Annotated in this window: 2 protein-coding genes and 1 pseudogene; 1 reads left to right on the top strand and 2 read right to left on the bottom strand. The window is 73.4% G+C overall.

Annotation, left to right across the window (positions count from 1 at the left end):
• Positions 1-51: 51 nt before the first annotated feature.
• Positions 52-10,323: an SDR family NAD(P)-dependent oxidoreductase gene (locus ABD987_RS03680; protein ID WP_345386895.1), complete on the bottom strand. Its 10,272-nt coding sequence runs from the start codon at positions 10,321-10,323 to the stop codon at positions 52-54.
• A gap of 292 nt (positions 10,324-10,615) precedes the next feature.
• Here ABD987_RS03680 and ABD987_RS03685 point away from each other — a divergent pair, with 292 nt between their 5' ends.
• Positions 10,616-13,144, top strand: a complete 2,529-nt coding sequence (locus ABD987_RS03685; protein ID WP_345386897.1) for an ABC transporter permease — start codon at positions 10,616-10,618, stop codon at positions 13,142-13,144.
• Between the two features lie 79 nt (positions 13,145-13,223).
• On the opposite strand, the pseudogene ABD987_RS03690 reads toward ABD987_RS03685, so the two are convergent.
• A pseudogene (locus ABD987_RS03690) lies at positions 13,224-18,470 on the bottom strand (type I polyketide synthase); the annotation flags it as partial.
• Between the last annotated feature and the right edge of the window lie 32 nt (positions 18,471-18,502).

Here is an 18,502-nt window from a genome sequence, read left to right on the forward strand (position 1 = left end):
GGGGGCGCACCCGCGCTTCGCCGGTGGGGTTCGCCCTACCCCTACCGCCCCCTAGCCCCCGAGTTCGCTGTCCAGCACGGTGAAAAGCTCGTCGTCGGTGGCCAGCTCGTAACCGCCCGCCGGTACGGCCACCGCGTCCTGGTGCCGATCGCGCCATCCGCGCAGCAGCGCTTCCAGCCGTGCGGTGATCTTCGCGTCCTCGCCGTCCGACGGCACCCAGCCCGCCAGCACCGTTTCGAGCCGGTCGACCTCCTGGAGCGGCGACCGGGCGGGGCCGGTGTCTCCGGGTTCCAGCACGGCGAGCACATACCGGGCCGCGGCGCGGGAGGTCGGATGGTCGAACACCAGCGTCGCGGGCAGCGGAAGCCCCGTGCGCCCGCTCATCCTCCGGTGCAGCTCGACCGCCGCGAACGAGTCGAACCCGAGTTCCTGGAACGCCCGGTCGGGCTCGATCGCGTCGGCCGAATCATGGCCCAGCACGGCGGCGACCTCGGCGCGGACGAGCTCCATGACGGCGTGTTCCCGTTCGGCGGCCTCGAGCGCGGCGAGTTTCCGCCGCAGGCCGCCGTCCGGACCGGCACCCGCGCGCGACGAGATCCGTACCACGCCGCGTAGCGGCCCGGGGAGCCCTGCCGGGTCCGCGCGCAAGGTGACGTAGTCGAGTTTCATCGGCAGGACAACGGTTTCGTCCACGCCCAGCGCGTCGTCGAACACCGCGAGGCCCTCCGCCTCGGACAGTGCGAGCAGGCCGGTCGGCTCGGATTCCCCGCCGGTGTCCCACGAGCCGGTGGCGATCGCGAGCGCGGGCAGGCCCCGTGCGCGCCGATGCCGGGCGAGCGCCTCCAGGAAGCCGCTCGACGCCGCGTGCTCCGTCCGCCTCAGCGTGTGCGGGAGACCGTCCTGGGCGGAAACCAGCACGAACGCGTCGAGGTCGAGCCCTTCGGTGAGCCGGTGCAGCCGCCACGCGACGTCGATGCCGGCGAGCGGCGGCCCGTCCGGCGCTTCCCCTGCCGTGCCGTCCGGTGGCTCGGCCACGTACATCACGGCGGACAACGGATACTCCGTCGGCAGGTCGGTCAGGGCCTGTTCCAGCACACCCGGGTCCGCGGCGTCCGGGCCGAGGCGGACGACCCGCCCGACGTCCGGGCGGGCGGCCAGATGCCGCGCCAGAAGCTCGCTCCGCGGCCCGGCTCCCCCGGTGACCAGTACCGTGCCGCCGCGCAGGGTCCGCGGCGCGTCCCGGGTGACCTTGGCCAGTGACTGCGCGAATCCGCGCCCCGCCCGCACCGCGAACTCGGGTTCCCCGGACGCGACGAGCGAAGGCAGCGCCTGCCAGGACGCCGCCGAGCCGTCGATGTCGGCCAGGACGAAGCGCCCCGGGTGCTCGTCTCGCGTCGCCCGGACCAGGCCGGCGACGGCGGCCGCGATCAGATCCACCGGGTTTCCGGCCACCTCGACGGCGTGGCGGGTGACGACGACCAGCTTGGCCGCCGCCGGCCGCTCGGCGGCGAGCCAGGACCGCATCGCCGTCCGGACCCGGCCGGCGGCGGACCGGGCGGCGGCGGGCAGGTCCGTGGTGCCGGTGTCCTCGCGGTTCTCGGGACACAGCACCACGATCGGCGGAATCTCGGCACCCGTGTCCTCCCAGTGGGGCAACGCGGGGAGGTCCGTGGCGGGCGGGGCGGGGAGGGCGTGCCAGCGCGGCGCGAAAAGCTCGCCCCCGCGGGCGGCGGTGAGCGCGGCGGGCTCGACCGGGCCCAGCTCCAGTGAATCCGCGGACAGCACGGGCGAACCGGTCTCGTCCGTGACGCTCAGCCGTACGCCGCCGGTTCCGGCGGGGGCGATCCGGATCCGCACGGCCGATCCGGCCGTGCCCTGTCCTGTCACCCCCGCCCACGCGGTGGCCTCCCACAGTCCTCCCTCGTGCCGGGGGAGCGCCAGCTGGACGGCCGCGTCGAGCAGCGCGGGGTGGAGCCGGAAGCGCCCGGGATCCGTTTCTTCCGGGAGGACGACGTCGGCGAACAGCTCGTCCTCGCGTCGCCAGATCGCGCGAACCGCCGGGAAGCCGGGTCCGTAGGCGTGGCCGGCCGCCAGCAGCCCCGCGTGGAATTCGTCCACTTCGGACGGTGTGGCGCCCGGCGGTGGCCAGGACTCGTGGTCACCGGGCGGTGCCGAGGAGCCGGGTTCGAGGAACCCGGTGGCGTGGAGAATCCAGGGCAGGTCCGGGTCCTCGCCCCGCGCGTGGACGCGGACGGGCCGGGCCCCGGCCTCGTCCTGGGCGCCGACCGCCACCCGGAGCGCGAGGGAGCCGTCGGGCGGCACGACCATCGGCCGGGCACAGGTCAGCTCACGCACTCTGCCGCAGCCAAGGCTTTCCCCGGCGTGCAGCGCGAGTTCGGCGAGCCCGGCGGCCGGAAACACCGTCGAGCCCGCCAGATCGTGGTCGCTCAGCCAGGGATGCGTGGACGCCGACAGCCGCCCGGTGAACACGGCGCCGTCGGTGTGCGGCAGCGCGATCATCGCCTCCAGCACCGGGTGCTCGCCGCGGTCGAGGCCCGCTCGGGCCAGGTCGGGCCCGCCGGGCCGGGAGTCCAGCCAGTACCGCCGCCGCTGGAACGCGTAGGTGGGCAGGTCGGCAGGCCTCGCGCCCGAACCGGCGAAGTACGCCGCCCAGTCGACGGCCGTCCCGCGCACGTGACAGGCTGCGAGCGCCGCCAGGATCTGGTCCCGTTCACCACGATCGCGGCGGAGCAGGGGAACGAAGGCGGCGGTGTCCGCGTGGGCGGTGCCCATGGCGGACAGTGCCGCGTCCGGCCCCAGTTCGACGAAACTCCGTACTCCCTTCGCTTCGAGATACCCGAGCGCGTCGGCGAACCGGACGGTGGCCCTGGCCTGCCCCACCCAGTACTCCGGCGAAGCGAAATCCTCCGCCACGACACCACTCACCGTGGAGACCACCGGAATCCGTGGCTCCGCAAAGGAAAGCTCCGCGACCACCGCACGGAAATCCTCCAGCATCGGATCCATCAAGGCCGAATGGAACGCGTGGGAAACCGCCAGCCGCCTGCACTTCCGTCCCTCGGCCCCGGCCCGCGCAGCCACCGCGAGCACCAGGTCCTCCGGACCGGACACCACCACCGATTCCGGCCCGTTGACCGCCGCCACGCTCACGCCCTCCGGCAACCAGGGCACCACCTCCGCCTCGGCCGCACGCACCGCGAGCATCGCACCGCCCTCGGGCAACGCCTGCATCAACCGACCCCGCGCCACCACCAGCTTCGCCGCATCCGCCAACGACAACACACCAGCCACATGAGCCGCCGCGATCTCCCCCACCGAATGACCCGCCACAAAATCCGGACGCACACCCCAGGACTCGAACAACCGGAACAACGCCACCTCAACCGCGAACAACCCCGGCTGCGCGAACTCCGTCCGATCCACCACCCCGGCATCCTCGCCCCAGAGCACCTCCCGCAACGAAAAACCCAGATGTTTGTCGACTTCGGTTACCACCACGTCAAAAGCCTCGGCGAAAACCGGGAAAGCCTCACACAGCTCACGACCCATCCCCACCCGCTGCGCACCCTGACCCGTGAACAAAAACGCCGTACCACCATCGACCGGAGAACCGACAACCACCCCGGGCCCCGTCTCGCCCTCGGCCACCGCACCCAGCCGCCGCACCAGCTCGTCCCGCCCCGCGCCCACGACCACCGCGCGATGCCCGAACACCGCACGACCCGTCGCCAACGAGAAACCCACATCCACCGGCGGCAACTCCGGCTCGGACTCCACAAAGGACAGAAGACGCGCCGCCTGCGCCCGCATCGCCTCCGGCGTCGCACCGGACAGCACCCACGGCACCGGTTCGCCGGTGTGCCCCGTGCGGGGCCCGGCGTCCGCGGCCGGAACGTGTTCGAGGATCACGTGGGCGTTGGTGCCGCTGATGCCGAACGACGACACCGCCGCCACGCGGGCCCGTCCGGTCTCCGGCCACTCCCGGGCCTCGGTCACCAGTTCCACCGCGCCGGTGGTCCAGTCCACCTGCTCCGAAGGCGCCTCCGCGTGCAACGTCTTCGGCACCACCCCGTGCCGCATCGCCTCGACCATCTTGATGACCCCGGCCACCCCGGCCGCGGCCTGCGTGTGCCCCAGATTCGACTTGACCGACCCCAGCAACAACGGACGCGCACGGTCCTGTCCGTACGTGGCCAAAAGCGCCTGCGCCTCGATCGGATCACCCAACGCAGTACCCGTTCCGTGGCCCTCGACCACGTCAACGTCCGAAGTGGACAGTTCGGCGTTCGCCAGCGCCTGCCGGATCACCCGTTCCTGGGAGGGGCCATTCGGCGCCGTCAACCCGTTCGACGCACCATCCTGGTTCACCGCCGAACCCCGTACCAGCGCCAGCACCGGATGCCCGTTCCGCCGGGCGTCCGACAACCGCTCCACCAGCACCAGCCCGACACCCTCGGAAAAGCCCGTCCCGTCGGCGCCCGCGGCGAACGACCGGCACCGGCCGTCCGGCGACAACCCACGCTGACGGGAGAACTCCACGAACATCTCGGGCGTGGCCATCACGGTCACCCCGCCGGCCAGCGCCAGCGAACACTCCCCCGACCGCAACGCCTGCGCGGCCAGATGCAACGCCACCAACGACGACGAACACGCCGTGTCCACCGTCACCGCCGGCCCCTCCAGACCGTAGTTGTAGGCCAGCCGCCCGGAAGCGACCGAGCCGCTGGCGCTGTTGAGGGCGTAGTCGTGGTACATCGAGCCGACGAACACGCCCGTGGGAGTGCCGCGCAGTTTCCCGGTATCGACGCCCGCGCGTTCGAAAAGCTCCCACGAGGTTTCCAGCAGCAGGCGTTCCTGCGGGTCGGTCGTCGCCGCCTCGCGCGGGCCCATACCGAAGAAACCGGCGTCGAACTCGGCCGCGTCGTGCAGGAAACCGCCGGCCTTCGTGGAGCTCTTTCCCGGGGTGCCCGGCTCGGGATGATAGATCGACCCGACGTCCCAGCCCCGGTCGGCCGGAAACGGCGAGACCACTTCGGCTTCGTCACGCACCAACCGCCACAGCTGCGCGGGCGACCCCACCCCGCCCGGGTACCGGCAGGCCATCGCGACGATCGCGATCGGTTCGTCGTCCACTTCGGTCACCGGGACCGCCGCGGTCCCGGCGGTGGTCCCGCCGAGCCGTCCCCGCAGATACCGGGCCACGGCCTCGGCCGAGGGATGGTCGAAGACCAGGGTCGCCGGCAGTTTCAGGCTGGTCGCCGTCTGGAGCCGGTTGCGCAGTTCGAGGGCGATGAGCGAGTCGAACCCGAGTTCCCGGAACGCGCGCGCGGGCTCCACCGCCGCGCCGGAACCGTGCCCGAGCACGACCGCGGCCTCGGCGCGCACGAGCTCCAGCAGCTCACCCTCCGCCGCGGCCCGCCACCGCAACGGGGGCGCGGTGTGGCCGGTGTTCGCCTGCTTCCGGACGGGCACGAGCTCGCTCAGCAGGGGCGGCACCTCCCCGCTCGCGCGCACCGCGGGCAGATCGAGCCGGGCGAGCGCCGCGAAGGGTTCGTCCACGGACATCGCCGTGTCGAACAGGGCCAGCCCCTCGTCGACGGACATCGCCGGGAAACCCTGACGGCGCAGGCGTCCGATGTCCCCGTCGGACAACGCGGCCCCCATGCCGGGGCCCGCCCACAGGCCCCACGCCCAGGACGCGCCGGGCAGTCCGATGGCCCGCCGGTGCCGGGCAAGCGCGTCGAGGAAGGCGTTGGCCGCCGCGTAGTGTGCCTGTCCCGGAGCGCCGACCGTGCCCGCCACCGACGAGAAGAGGGCGAACACCGCGAGGTCCGCCCCCGCGGTCAGCTCGTGGAGGTGCCAGGCCCCACAGGCCTTGGGCAGCAGGACGCGGTCGATCTGGTCCGCGGTGAGCGAACCGGCCAGGCCGTCCTCCAGCACACCCGCCGCGTGCACCACCCCGGTCAGCGGATGGGCGGCCGGGACCGCGGCGAGCAGTTCCGCCAGCGCGGCCCGGTCGCCGACGTCGCACGCCGCGATGGTGACCGCCGCGCCCAGCTCGGTCAGCTCGGCTTCCAGCGTGTCCGCCCCCGGGGCCTCCGGGCCGCGGCGGCTCGTCAGCAGCAGGTGTTTCACGCCGTGTTCGGTCACCAGCCGCCGGGCGGCGAGGGCGCCGAGTCCGCCGGTACCGCCGGTGACCAGCACCGTGCCCCCGGGCGCCGGGCGGGCCTGGCTCGCGGTGTCCGGCAGTGTGGTCAGGCGGGGCACCAGGATCCCGCCGCGCCGTACCGCCGCTTCGGGCTCCCCCGACGCCAGCACGGCGGCCAGTGCCCCCGCCGGTGCCGGACCGGCCGGCTCGTCGGTGTCCACCAGAACGAACCGGCCCGGGTTCTCCGCCTCGGCGGCCCGGATCAGCCCCCACACCGGGGCGAGCGCGAGGTCCGCGGGCTCGGCGTCCCCGGTGGCCACGCCGTGGTGGGTCAGCACCACCAGCCGGGAGGACGCGAACCGGTCCTCCGCCAGCCACTGTCGCACCACCCGCAGCATCCGGTGGACGGTCGCGCGCATCCCGTCGGGCACGTCGCCGTCCGGCCGGGCGGGGCGAAGCAGCACCACCTCGGGTACCGGCCCTTCGGCGGGCAGGTCGTCCCAGGACACCGGCGTCTCCGCGGGTTCCGCCGAGACCGGGATCGGGCGCCAAGCGACCGTGTAGGCGGGATTTCCCGACCGGCCCGCGGCACGGAACTGTTCGGCGAGCACCGGCCTGCCGGCGAGCCCGGCCACCGACAGCACCGGCGCGCCGGAGGGATCGGTCATCCGGAGAGCCAGTTCCCGCCCTGTGCGGGTCAGCCGGACTCGCAGCGCTGTCGCGCCCCTCGCGTGCAGAGTCACGTCGGTCCAGGCGAAGGGCAGCACGGTCCCTTCCGCCTCGTCGAGCAGGCTCGCGTGCAGGGCGGCGTCCAGCAGCGCCGGATGCACGCCGAACCGGCCGGCGTCCGCGACGGCCTCCTCGGGCAGGACGACCTCCGCGAACAGTTCGTCGTCCCGCCGCCACACGGCCCGGAGGCCCTGGAACACCGGCCCGTACGCGTAGCCACGGGTGAGCAGCCGCGCGTAGAAGTCCTTCACCGGCACCGGCCGGGCGCCCTCCGGCGGCCATTCGGTCAGTGCGAAGGCGGGCTCCGGCCCCGGCGCGGACAGGGTCCCGGTCGCGTTGCACGACCACGGCGCGTCGGGATCGTCGGCCCGCGACGAGATGGTTACCGGCCGGGCGCCGTGCGCGTCCGGACCACCGACCAGCACCTGGACCTGCACCGCGGAGTCCCCCGGCAGCAGCAGTGGCTCCCGCAGGGTCAGCTCCTCCAGCACACCGCGGCCGCACTGCTCCCCCGCACGGATCGCCATCTCCACGAGCGCGGCACCGGGCACCAGAACGTGGCCCAGCGCCGCGTGATCGGCCAGCCACGGCTGCGTACGCGTGGAGAACCGGCCGGTGAGCAGGCAGCCACCGTCACCCGCCAGCGCGACCGCGGCGCCGAGCAGCGGATGCCCGGCGGTGAGCTGGCCGAACGCGGCCGGATCGGTGGCGCCCGCGGCCACGGAGTCCAGCCAGTACCGCTCCCGCTGGAAGGCGTAGGTGGGCAGGTCGACGGCACGGGCACCGGAACCGTCGTGGAACTTCGCCCAGTCCACCGGAGCGCCGTGGACGAACGCTTCGGCGAGCGACGCGGTGAACCGGGCGGCCCCGCCCTCGTCACGACGGAGCGAGCCGACGGTGACCGCGGCAGGCCCGGCGGTCTCGAACGTCTCCTCGAGCCCGACCCGCAGCACCGGGTGCGGGCTGCACTCCACGAAGAGCCCGGCACCGTCGCCGAGAAGCGCGGTCACGGCCTCCTCGAAGCGCACCGTCTGCCGGAGATTGGCGTACCAGTAGGCGGCGTCCAGCCCGGTGGTGTCGAGCGGCCCGCCGGTCACGGTCGAGTAGAACGGGATCTCGCCCGCCCGGGGGCGTACCGGCGCCAGCGCCGCCACCAGTTGCTCGCGGATGCGCTCCACGTACGGCGAATGGGACGCGTAGTCGACGGGGATCTTCCTCGCCCGCAGGCCTTCCCCGGTCAGCACCGCGTGGAGTTCGTCCAGCGCGCCCACCTCACCGCAGACCACCACCGAGGCCGGGCCGTTGACCGCGGCGAGGCACAGCCGCTCGTGCCACGGCGCGAGCCGGTCCCGGACCTCGCGCGCGGGCAGGGGAACCGACATCATCCCGCCGTGCCCCGCGAGCTCGGCCGCGATGAGCCCGCTGCGCAGGGCGACCACCCGCGCCCCGTCCTCGAGCGACAGGGCCCCGGCGACACAGGCCGCGGCGACCTCACCCTGCGAATGCCCGATCACGGCGGCGGGCTCGACCCCGGCCGCCCGCCACATCCCGGCGAGCGAGACCAGCACCGCCCAGAGCATCGGCTGCACGACGTCCACCGCGTCCAGCGCCGCGTCTCCCGGGCCCCGCCGGGCGAGTTCGAGCAGGTCCCATTCCACGAACGGGGCGAGGGCGCGGGCACAGTCCGCCATCCGCCCGGCGAACACCTCCGACGAGGAGAGCAGTCCGGCCGCCATCCCCGGCCACTGGGAACCCTGACCGGGGAACACGAAAGCCACCCGCGCCGGGGTCACCGCGGGCCCGGCCGGGCCCGCGGTGGCGGTTCCCCGGCCGGCGAGCCCGTCCAGCCCCGCGAGCAGCTCGCCGGGATCCGCGCCGAGCACGACGGCCCGGTGGTCCATGACGGCGCGGCGGGTCGCCAGCGAGAAGCCGACGTCCACCGGATCGAGTCCCGGACGTTCGGCGAGGTACGCCCGCAACCGCTCGGCCTGCGCACGCAGGGCGGTTCCGCTCCTGGCCGACAACACCCAGGCCAGTGGCCCCCGGGACGCCGGCCACGTCCCTGCCCCGGCGGCGTCCGGCTCGTCGGGGGCCTGCTCGACGATGACATGGGCGTTCGTCCCGCTCACGCCGAACGAGGAGACCCCGGCGCGGCGGGGCCGTCCGGTCCCTGGCCAGTCGCGGGCCTCGGTGAGCAGTTCGACCGAGCCCGCCGACCAGTCGACCTCCGGCGTCGGTTCGTCGACGTGAAGGGTCTTCGGCAGGACGCCGTGCCGGATCGCCTGCACCATCTTGATGACACCGGCGACGCCCGCAGCGGCCTGGGTGTGCCCGAGATTCGACTTGACCGAACCGAGCCACAGCGGCCGCTCGCGGTCCCGTCCGTAACAGGAAAGCAGGGCCTGTGCCTCGATCGGATCGCCGAGCTTCGTGCCGGTGCCGTGTGCCTCGACCACGTCGATGTCCGAAGTGGACAGTCCGGCGTCGGCCAGCGCCCTGCGGATCACCCGCTGCTGCGCGGGACCGTTGGGCGCGGTCAGCCCGCTCGACGCGCCGTCCTGGTTCGTCGCGGTACCCGCGACCAGCGCCAGCACCCGGTGGCCGTGACGCCGGGCATCCGACAGCCGCTCGAGCAGGAGCACGCCGGCTCCTTCACCCCAGCCGGTCCCGTCCGCGGCGGCGGCGAAGGACCGGCAGCGGCCGTCCGCGGAAAGCGCGCGCTGCCTGCTGAACTCCACGAAGGTGCCCGGCGTCGCCATCACGGCCACCCCACCGGCGAGCGCCAGCGAGGACTCGCCGGAGCGCAGGGATCCCACCGCCAGGTGCAGGGCCACCAGCGAGGACGAGCACGCGGTGTCCACCGTGACACACGGCCCCTCCAGACCGAACACATAGGACACCCGGCCGGACGCGACCGAGCCGGAGCTGTCGCTCTCGGCGTAGTCGTGGTACATCATCCCGGTGAAGACCCCGGTCTCGCTGCCCCGGAGCGAAACCGGATCGATACCCGCCCGTTCCAGGGCCTCCCACGAGGTCTCCAGCAGCAGCCGCTGCTGCGGGTCCATCGCCAGCGCCTCACGCGGCGAGATCCCGAAGAAGCCCGGATCGAAGCGCGCGGCGTCGTGGAGGAACGCGCCGGTCCGGGTATAGGTCCGGCCCGGCACGCCGGGTTCGGGATCGTAGAGCGCCTCGACGTCCCAGCCGCGGTCGGCCGGGAAGTCCGACACCGCGTCCTCGCCGGCGTCGACCAGCCGCCACAGTTCCTCCGGCGAAGTCACCCCGCCCGGATACCGGCAGGCCATTCCGATGATCGCGATCGGTTCCCGGTTCGGATTCCCTTGTGCGTCGGCAAGTTTTTTACGTGTTTCACGCAAATCCGCGGTCGCTCGTTTGAGGTAGTCGAGAAGCATTTCCTCGTTGCTCACTCGGGCTACTCCTTTGTGACGGTCCGACGGCGGATGTATCGGAGAAGGCAGCTCACCGATGCTGGACGCTACGTTCGGCCGATCGCCCGGGTCGACCCCTGCGAACCCCCAAACACCCCCAGAACGCCCGCACCCCGGCCACCGGGCACGGCAAAGGAGCAGGTGAGAACAGTGGGGTAAGGTTTGCCCTACCCCCCGCGCACCGGTGCGCCCCCTTTCCCGCTCCCGGCCCCGCCCATAGCCTGGCTGGAGGACTCGCACTTGGCGGTCCATGGGGAGACGGGATCGGCACATGTGGCAAATCGCTCTGCGAACACTCAGTTTTCGCAAAACGGCGTTCATCGCGAGTTTTCTCGCGTTGTTCGCCGGAGCGGCCTTGGTGACCGCGTGCGGCACTCTGCTGGAAACGGGACTCCGCAGCGCCGTGGCCCCGCAAACGCTCGCCGCCGCGCCGATCGTGGTCGCCGGTGACCAGGACAACGCGTCGGAAACGGTTTCCGAATGGGCCAGGGTGAACGCCGACGCCGCGGCCGCCGCCCGATCGGTACCGGGCGCCGCCACCGTCGTCGACCACCTCTCGTTCCCCGCGACCGTGGTCAGCGGAGGCAGGCCGGTGGGCCAGGGTTCCCTGGGCCACGCCTGGACTTCCGCGCCACTCACGCCCTACACGCTGAGTTCGGGCACGGCGCCGGACGCGCCCGGCCAGCTCGTCCTGGACGCGGGACTCGCGGCGCGGGCCGGGGTGAAAACCGGTGACACCGTGGAAATCGCGGCACACGGGACGACCGGGCGGTTCGCCGTGTCCGGGCTCGCCGGCCCGTCCGGGCCCACGGTCGACCATCCCTCCGTCTTCTTCTCGGCGTCCGACGCCGCCCGGCTCACCCCGCACCCCGGCCAGGTGGACGCGCTGGCCGTGTTTCCCGCGCCCGGCACCGAGATCAGCGATCTGGCGAAGCGCCTGACGGCGGCGGTCGGCGGCAAGCACGCCGTGGTGCTCACCGGGGACCAGCGCGGCCTCGCGGAGTTCCCGGAGGTCGGGACCGGCGCCGGGCGGTTGCAGATCCTGGCGGGCGCGTTCGCGGGCTGGACGCTGCTCGCCACGTTGTTCGGGGTCGCGTCGATGATCGCTTTGTCGATCCAGCAGCGGCAGCGGGAGTTCGCGCTGCTGCGGGCGATCGGCACCACACCCCGCCAGGTACGGCAGATGGTCGTCGCGGAGACGCTGGTGCTTTCGGTACTGGCGGCGGCGCTGGCCGCGATCCCCGGCGGGTACCTCGGAAAGCTGTTGTTCGACCAGTTCACCACGCACGGCGCGGCCTCCCCGCTGCTCGGGTTCGAACGCGGCTGGATCCCGGCGGTGATCGGCGCGATCGCGACCATGGCCGCGGCGCTGGGCGCGGCGGCCCTCGCGAGCAAGCGCGCGGCGCGGACCAAGCCGGTGAACGCCCTGTCCGAGGTCACGATCGAGGGCCGGTGGCTGAGCAGGCCGCGGCTGGTCTTCGCCCTCGTCTTCCTCGGCATGGGCCTGTCGCTGGCCACCTTCACCATCGCGGTCATGCGCGGCCCGTTCACCGTCAGCGTCGCCGGTCCCGCGTCGATCTTCTTCGCCATCGGGCTCGCCCTGCTCGCCCCCGGGATCACGAAGCTGATGCTGAAGGTGCTGGGCGCCCCCATCCGGCGCACGGGGGTCATGGGCGACATCGCCGTGCTGAACGCCCGCGCCCGCACGCAACGACTGGCGGCGGCCGTGACCCCGGTGATCCTGCTGACCGGCATCGCCACCGGCGTGCTCTACCTCCAGGCCACCGAGGACTCGGCCAACCAGCGCCTCTACAGCGACAACCTCAACGCCGACGTCGTGGTCGGCTCGTCGGTCGGCGGGTTCGCGCCCGGCGTGGTGGACCGCGTCCGGACGGTTCCGGGGGTCGCCGCCGCGTCGGAGTTCGTCACCGCCACCGGGCAGCTCGAACAGCCCAGGGACACCTCGCAGGTCGGCGGCTGGAAGCTGCAGGGGGTCAACGCCGGGAACGCGACGGCCACCGCGTCGGCCGACCCGGTCGAGGGCGACCTCGCCGGGCTGACCGGTGACACCGCGGCGATCCCGGTCAAGACCGCGCGGCAGCACGGGGTCCACGTCGGCGACACGATCAAGCTCACCTTGGGGGACAACAGTTCCCTGTCCCCCAAGGTGGTCGCCCTCATCGCGGCGACCGACGACAGCGCGCGGATCCTGCTGCCCGCGGACGTACTGGCCCCGCACACGACCCCCGGGCTGCCGACGCGGATCCTCGTCCGGGCCGCACCGGGCACCGACGTCGGCGGGCTGACCGCCGGGATCATGCGGGACGGGCAGAGCGTCCCGGGGCTCTGGGCGGCCGACCGCGGTGCCCTGATCGCCGGGCAGTCGAGCGTCCAGCAGATGCTGCGCGCCGGGAACTACGCGGTGGTCATCCTGGTCATCGGCTACGCAGCGCTGTCGGTGGTCAACACGATGGTCGCGGCCACCGGGCACCGCCGCCGGGAGTTCGGCCTGCAACGGCTCGCCGGCTCCACCCGGCGCCAGGTGCTCCGCATGATGAGCGTCGAGGGGCTGATGGCGGCGATCATCGGCATCGTGCTCGGCAGCGTCGCCTCGGTGATCACCCTGGTGCCGTTCAGCCTCGTCAAGAACGGGGGCCCGATTCCCTCCGGTCCACTGTGGATGTACTTCGCCGTACTGGGCTTCGTCGGGGCGGTGACCCTGGTGTCGACGCTGGCCACCACCTGGCGTTCGACCCGGACACGGCCCATCGAGGCCGCCACCGCGGCCGGGGCCGAATGACCGGACGCGAAGACACAGTCCGCGGCGGCCGGTTCCGGGGTTCCCGGAGCCGGCCGCCGCGGGTCGTGCGGGCCGTCGGTCAGCGGGGAAGGTCCAGTTCGTTGTCGAGGATCTCGAAGAGCTCGGCCGCGGTGGCCGAAGCGAGGTCGTCGGCTCCGGTCCCGTCACCACCGGTCAGCTCCCCGGCCAGGTGCGCGGCCACCGCGGTGATCGACGGGTGGTCGAAGACCAGCGTCGGGGGCAGCCGGTGGCCGGTCGCGGTCGCGAGCCGGTCACGGAGTTCGAGCGCGCTCAACGAATCGAAGCCGATGTCGAGGAAGCCGCGGCGCACGTCGACCGCGCCCGGCGTGTCGTGGCCGAGAACCGTGGCGGCGTGCTCCCGTACCAGCTCCACCAGAACGCGTTCCCGTTCCTGGTGGGAAAGCCCGGCGAGACGCGCCACCAGCGCGGGCGCTCCGGGGCTTCCCGCTCGCGACACCGGGCGGGGCGGTGTCCGCGTCAGGCCGCGCAGCAGCGCCGGCAGCTCGCCGGTCCTCGCCGCCAGCGCGACCGGGTCCACCCGCATCGGCACGAGAACCGCCTCGTCCGCGTCCCATCCCGCGTCCAGCAGGGCGAGGCCCTCGGCCACCGGCAGGGCGGGCAGCCCCTGCCGTGCCATCCGCGCCAGGTCGACGTCGCTCAGCTCCCGGCTCAGGCCGGTTTCCACGTCCCACAGCCCGAACGCCAGCGAGGTCGCGGGCAGTCCGGCGGACCGGCGGTGTTCGGCGAGACCGTCGAGGAACGTGTTCGCCGCCGCGTAACCACCCTGTCCCGCCGCGAGCACGAGCCCGGCCGCGGACGAGAACAGCACGAACGCCGACAACGGGAGATCCCGGGTCAGCTCGTGCAGATACCAGGCGCCGTCGGCCTTCGCCCGCAGCGCGAGATCGAGTGTCTCCGGCGTCAGCGCGCCGATCAGGCCGTTCTCGGCGAACCCGGCGGCGTGGACGACGCCGGTCAGCGGCCGCTCGGGCGGGACACCGGCTAGCAGTTCCGCGAGGGCGTCCCGGTCCGCGACGTCACAGGCCGCGACGGTCACCTCCGCGCCCAGCGCGGTCAGCTCGGCGGCCAGCTCCGCGGCACCGGGCGCGGCTTCCCCGCGCCGGCTCGCGAGCAGCAGGTGGCGGACTCCGTGCGTGGTCACGAGATGCCGGGCGGCCAGCGCGCCCAGCCCGCCCGTGCCCCCGGTCACCAGGACGGTGCCCGGGGTGCTTCCCCGCTTCCCGGCGGGCGGCACGGGAGCCGCCTCCAGCCGGGGCGTCAGGACCGTGCCGCCGCGGATCGCGGTCTCGGCCTCGCCCGAAGCGACCGCCGTGCCGAGCAGGCGATCGGATCCGGGATCGCGGTCGAGGTCGGCCAGCAGGATCCGGCCGGGGTGCTCGGCCTGTGCCGCGCGGACCAGCCCCCACACCGGTGCCTGGCCGAGTTCGAGGTCACCCCCGGCCGCCACCGCTCCCCTGGTCGCCACCACCAGTGTCGCCTTCGCGAACCGCTCGTCGGCCAGCCAGTCCTGGACCTCGGCGAGCGTGCGGTCCAGGGTTTCGCGGACCGCGGCCGGGGGATCGCCCGCCCCGGGGGCAGGGCGCAGCACCACGACCTCCGGCACCGGCGCTCCGGCGCCGACGGCCGCGGCCAGCGCGCGCACGTCCGGAAACGCCTCGCCGAGGGCCGGGTCCAGCTCGCCCGAGCCGATCCGCGCCCAGCGGCGTTCGGGCTCCTCGCGCACCGGCGCCGGGCTCCACACCAGCCGGAACAGCGACGGTGCCCCGTCGCGGGCGGCGTGGAGCCGGTCGGCGGAAACCGGCCGGGAGACCAGCGAAGCGGCGGTCAGCACCGGCTGCCCGTCCTGGTCGGCCACCGCCACCGAGGTGACCTCCTGGCCGTCCTCCCGGCGGACGCGGACCCGCAGCGCGGCGGCTCCCGGCCGGTGCAGTGAGACGTCGGTCCAGGCGAACGGCAGGAAGGCCTCGTCCCCGTCGTCGGCGCCGAACAGGTCGGCGTGCAGCGCGGCGTCCAGCAGTGCCGGGTGCAGGCCGAACCGGTCCGCGCCGGCACTGTCGGCCAGGACGACGTCGGCGAAGACCTCGTTCCCGCGCCGCCACAGTGTCCGCAGTCCCCGGAAGGCCGGGCCGTAGTCGTACCCGCGCCCGGCGAGCCGCTCGTAGCCGCCGTCGAGCGACACCTCGACGGCGCCTTCCGGCGGCCATTCGGTGGTCTCGAAGGGTTCGATGACGCTTTCCCCGTCCTCGGCCGTGAGTACTCCGGTGGCGTGGTGGACCCAGTCCGCGCCGTCCTGTCGCGAGTGGACGGTCAGCTCGCGGTGCCCGGCCTCGTCCGCGGCGCTCGCCATGACCTGGAGGGCGACGCCGCCTTCTTCGGGGAGCGGCAGCGGAGCGTGCAGGGTCAGTTCCGCCAGCCGGGGCCGGCCGGTGAGCTCGCCCGCGTGCAGGGCGAGTTCGACGAAGGCGGTGCCCGGCAGGAGGGCCACCCCGTGTACGGCGTGGTCGGCCAGCCAGGGGTGGGTCTCGAGCGAGAGCCTGCCGGTGAGGACGGTCCCGTCCGCGCCCGGCAGTTCGAGCAGCGCGCCGAGCAGGGGATGCGGGGCGGGTGTCTGGCCGAACGTCCTCGCGTCCCGCGCGAGCCCGGCCTGGCCGTCCGCCCAGAACCGGCGCCGCTGGAAGGCGTAGGCGGGCAGTTCGACCAGCCGGGCGTCCCGGCCGGCGAACAGCCGCGGCCAGCCGACGTCGACGCCGCTGCCGAACGCGTGCGCGAGGCAGGTCAGCACCGCCTCGATCGCGGGCCGGTCCCGATGCGCCGCCGCGGCGAAGACCAGGCCGTCCTCGGTGGCGCATTCCCGGGCCAGCACCGACAACACCGCGTCCGGTCCGAGTTCCAGGAAGCGGGTCACCCCTCGCGCGGTAAGGAACTCGATCGCGTCGGCGAACCGGACAGTGTCACGCACCTGCCGGACCCAGTACCCCGGCGAAGCGAAATCCTCCGCCACGACACCACTCACCGTGGAGACCACCGAAATCCTCGGCTCCGCAAAGGAAAGCTCCGAAACCACCGCACGGAAACCCTCCAGCATCGGATCCATCAAAGCCGAATGGAACGCATGCGACACCGTCAGCCGCCGGACCTTCCGCCCCTCCGCCGCCAACCGCGAAGCAAGCCGCTCGATCTCCGCCACGGGGCCGGACACCACCACCGACCCCGGACCGTTCACCGCCGCCACCCCGACACCGCCGGGCAACGGCGGCAGCTCGTCCTCGGCCGCCCGGACCGAGAGCATCGCGCCGCCCTCGGGCAGCGCCTGCATCAACCGGCCCCGCGCCACCACCAGCTTCGCCGCGTCCGCCAACGACAACACACCAGCCACATGAGCCGCCGCGATCTCCCCCACCGAATGACCCACGACGAAATCCGGGCGCACGCCCGCATCCTCGAACAACCGGAACAACGCCACCTCAACCGCGAACAACCCCGGCTGCGCGAACTCCGTCCGATCCAGTGCCCCCGCGTCCTCGCCCCAGATCACCTTCCGCAACGAACGACCCAGCTGCCGATCCAACTCCGCGACAACCTCGTCGAAAGCCTCGGCGAAAACCGGGAAAGCCTCACACAGCTCACGACCCATCCCCAACCGCTGCGCACCCTGACCCGTGAACAAAAACGCCGTGCCGCCCTCAGCCGGAGAACCGACGACCACCCCGGGCGCCCGCGCGCCCTCGGCCGCCGCCCCGAGGCCACGCACCAGCTCGTCCCGGCCCCGCCCGGCCACCACCACGCGATGCGCCAGCACCGTACGCCCCGTCGCCAGCGTGAAACCCACGTCGACCGGGGACAACTCCGGTTCTTTCTCCACAAAGGACAGAAGACGCGCCGCCTGCGCCCGCAACGCCTCCGGCGTCGCACCGGACAGCACCCACGGCACCCAGCCGTCGGAACGGCCCGCGCGGGGCCCGGTGTCCGGTGCCTCCTCCAGCACCACATGGGCGTTGGTGCCGCTCATCCCGAACGACGACACCGCCGCCCGGCGCGGCCGTCCGGTCCCGGGCCACTTCCGCGCCTCGGTCAGCAGTGCGACCGCGCCCGCGGCCCAGTCGATCCGGGGAGACGGATCCTCGGCGTGCAGGGTCTTCGGCAGCACCCCGTGCCGCATCGCCTCGACCATCTTGATGATCCCCGCCACCCCGGCCGCGGCCTGCGTGTGCCCCAGGTTCGACTTGACCGAACCCAGCCACAACGGATCCCCGTCGCGCCCCTGACCGTAGGTCGCCAGCAGGGCGTTCGCCTCGATCGGGTCACCCAGCGCCGTTCCGGTGCCGTGCGCCTCGACCACGTCGATGTCCGAAGTGGACAGATCGGCGTCGGCGAGCGCCCGCCGGATCACCCGCTGCTGCGCCGGTCCGTTCGGCGTGCTCATCCCGCTGGAGGCCCCGTCGGAGTTGACGGCGCTGCCGCGGATCACCGCGAGGACCCGATGACCGCGCGCCCGTGCGTCGGAAAGCCGTTCCAGCACGAGCATTCCGACGCCCTCCGCGCAGCCCGTCCCGTCGGCCCGCGCGGAGAACGACTTGCACCGGCCGTCCGGCGCGAGCCCGCGCTGGGTGGTGAAGTAGACGAACATCTCCGGTGTGGTCATCACGGTCACGCCGCCCGCCAGTGCCAGCGAGCACTCCCCGGACCGCAGGGACCGCAGCGCCCAGTGCACCGAGACCAGGGAGGACGAGCACGCCGTGTCCACGGTCACCGCCGGGCCGCGCAGCCCCAGCGTGTAGTTCACCCGGCCGGTGACGTCGCTCCCGCCGCTGGTGGTGACCCCGTAGTCGTGGTACATCACCCCGGCGAACACGCCGGTTTCGCTGTCCTTCAGCGAACGCGGGTCGATCGCGGCGTGTTCGAGCGCGGCCCAGGACGTTTCCAGCAGGAGTCGTTGCTGCGGGTCGATCGCGACGGCCTCGCGGGGCGAGATCCCGAAGAAGGCGGCGTCGAAGTCCGCCGCGTCGTACAGGAAGCCGCCCTCCCGCGCGTTGCTCTTCCCCGGAGTGCCCGGCCGGGGGTCGTACAACCCGGCGAGATCCCAGCCGCGGTCGGTGGGAAAGGACGCGACGGCGTCTTCCCCGGCCTCGACCAGCCGCCACAGCTCGGCCGGCGAACCGACCCCGCCCGGATAGCGGCAGGCCATGCCCACGATCGCGATCGGCTCCCCGGCGGCAAGCTCGTGGTTCGCCCTGCGCAGCCGCTCGTTCTCGAGCATCGACCGGCGCAGCGCCTCGACGATCTCGGCGACGGAGGTGCCGCTGTCGTTGTCTTCCA

Source organism: Amycolatopsis samaneae (genome assembly GCF_039541975.1).
GTDB lineage: Bacteria > Actinomycetota > Actinomycetes > Mycobacteriales > Pseudonocardiaceae > Amycolatopsis > Amycolatopsis samaneae.